At 61.8% G+C, this 2,738-nt stretch carries 3 protein-coding genes; 1 reads left to right on the forward strand and 2 read right to left on the reverse strand.

All coding sequences use genetic code 11. The features are described from left to right. Window positions 1-694: efflux RND transporter permease subunit (locus ACY693_RS17840; protein ID WP_462323155.1), on the reverse strand; the 694-nt coding region annotated here is incomplete at its 3' end. After that, entirely contained in the window at window positions 691-1,767 is a 1,077-nt protein-coding gene (locus ACY693_RS17845; RefSeq protein WP_462323156.1) for an efflux RND transporter periplasmic adaptor subunit, read from the reverse strand. The genes ACY693_RS17845 and ACY693_RS17840, both read right to left, overlap by 4 nt. A gap of 293 nt (window positions 1,768-2,060) precedes the next feature. On the opposite strand from ACY693_RS17845, the gene ACY693_RS17850 reads away from it, so the two are divergent. Continuing rightward, window positions 2,061-2,738, forward strand: a 678-nt coding sequence (locus ACY693_RS17850; protein ID WP_462323157.1) for a YbfB/YjiJ family MFS transporter, incomplete at its 3' end; no start/stop codon positions are given.

Here is a 2,738-nt window from a genome sequence, read left to right on the forward strand (position 1 = left end):
TCGTGATCGAGAGGTCTTCCTGGACGTCCTCGGCCTTGATCTGGCCGATACCCGCTAGGTAGTTGTTGGCAGCCAGCACCCGGGCCACCTCGACGCCGCTGACACCGAGGGCAGCCATGCGGTCTGGGTCTAGCCAGACCCGCATCGCATAGGTTTGGTTGCCGATCAACTCGGCCTTGGCGACGCCTTCCTGAGCCTGCAGCTGGGGCTGCACCACGCGGATCAGATAATCGGTGATCTGCGGCAGCGTCATCTGCTCGCTGTAGAACGCCAGGTACATCAAGGCGGTCGAGTCGCCGGTGGTCGAGTCGATCACCGGGTTCTGGGCGGCTGCCGGAAGCACATTGAGCTTGCTCGCGACCTTGGCCTGGATCTCCGAGACCGCGGCATTCGGGTCATAGTTGAGGCGCATATTGGCCTCGATCACCGAGACGCCCTGGGTACTGGTCGCGGTCAGGTAGTCGATGCCATCGGCCTCGGCGATGGCCTGCTGCAAGGGCGTGGTGATGAAGCCCTTGACCAGCTCGCTACTCGCGCCCGGGTAGGCGGTGGTGATGGTGACAACGGTGTTCTGCGTCTCTGGGTACTGGCGGATCTCGAGGCCGAGCATCGCCCGCAGTCCAAGCACGAAGATCAGCAAGCTGACGACGCTCGAGAGCACCGGCCGGTGGACGAAGATGTCGGTGAATCTCATTCTTCGATACTCACCGCCGCGCCATTGCGCAGCTTGACCTGACCTGCCGAGACGACATGATCTCCGGCCTTGAGACCGCTCAGAACCTCGACCTCTTGGCCGCGCGTGGCGCCGGTTTCTACCTGGCGTCGCTGGACCACGAGCTGGCCGTCCTGGTCGCCCTCACCGGGCTGGATCATGAAGACCGAATCGCCATAGGTATTGAAGGTGATGGCCTGGCGTGGCAGGGTCAGCACCTGATCCTTCATCGGCAGCAGGGTTGAGACCTTGGCGAACATGCCGGGCAAGAGGCGGCGATCAGGGTTCGGCAGTAATGCCCGCACCTGAATATTGCGGGTCTCCTGATTCACGGCTGGGCTGATCGCGCGAATCTCACCCTTAAAGACCTGATCGGGGAAGGCGCTGACACGCACCTCGACCGTCTGGCCGACCGCTATCTCAGAGAGGCTGCGCTCGGGTAGCGCATAGTCGACATAGACCGGGTCGAGTGCCTCGAGCTCGACGATGGCCGAGCCGGCATCGAGGAACTGCCCCAGATTGACGCGCCGGATGCCGAGCTGTCCATCAAAGGGCGCACGGATGGTCTTCTTGCGGATCAGTGCCTGCTTGGCCTGGACCTCGGCTAACGCCTGCGTCACCTGAGCGCTAATCTGATCGAAGTCGCCTTGCGACACCGCCCGATCGCGCAGCAGCTTCTGATTGCGCTCGAGCTGCAGCTGGGCCAGATTCAGCCCCGCCCGAAGACCGTTCAGGTCGGCCTCGTCGACCTCGGTGTCCAGCTTCACCAGCTCTTGGTCCGCCATGACCTGATCGCCGGACTCGAACAGAATCTCCTTGATCTGCCCGGCAACTTCGTTGTTGACCATCACCCCTTGCACGGCCTGGACGTTGCCAACCGCCTCAAGTCGCGGCTGCCAGCTGGTGGTGCGCACCCTGACCGCCGACACGGTCGCCGGTGGCTGCGGTTGTGAGAACATCGCGATGTCCTGCTGGATCTGCCGATACTTCAGCAAGGCGAGTCCGCCGGCCAGCAGCGCGAGAAGGAGAAAGACGAGCAGTGAGCGCAGGATCATCGGTCGATTCCCTTAGCAGCAATGAGACCCAAGCAGGGGCTGGCGACAACCGAGCTGCACCAGGAGCGCCTGCTCAGCCATCCAAATTCAATCGCCTGTTTGGACGTTGGCCGCAAGTATACAGAATCCACAGCCAAAATTGAGCAATCTGTCTCTCCGCTGCTCAGGGTTTGGACCATTGATGCTCGTAAAGCATAGTTGATTCGCCTTTCTTGGTGACCAGAAGGCGGAGTCCGGTCAAGATGTCATGATCGTGATTTTGGCAACCACGATGCAAACCCTAGAGCTGGCCAATGACGTCGCCAAAGCCGATCTTTGTTCTCCTTTCTGGCATCTGTGCACTGGTCCTGACCATGGGCGTGGCGCGCTTCGCTTACACACCGATGCTGGCCTATATGCAGCCGCAGACCGGCATGGGGGATGCGCTAGCGGGTTGGCTCGCTGGCTGGAATTATCTTGGCTACCTTACCGGCGTGCTGGTGGTGACCCGACTCAAGGATCTGATGCTCAAGGACCGTCTTTATCGCCTTAGCCTGCTGTTGGCGGTACTGACGACGGCGATGATGCCGCTCGCTGGCATGTCGCTGACACTGGACATACTGACCGGGTTGCTCGCGGACGGGTCGCTGGCGCAGACACCTGCATCCGCACCTTTGATGACATCCTCGACCGTGCTGCCATCGTCGACAGCAATGGCCGAGATACCAGACTCGCGGTGGATGCTCGAGGCGCCTCTGATCTGGGGCCTGAGCCGCTTTCTGGCCGGACTCAGCACCGCTGGTGGCCTGATGCTCGGCTCCGGGCTGATCCTGAACTGGCTGATCCGCCATGGGCACCGCAGTGAATTGGGCCTGCACTTTAGCGGCCTTGGCCTGGGGATCGTGCTCGGTGGGCTCTTGGTCGAGCTGGCCGCGCCTTATACCGACTGGCGCGGCCAATGGTGGCTGCTCACCGTGGTTGGGCTGCTGCTG

The organism is Halochromatium sp., assembly GCF_054919635.1.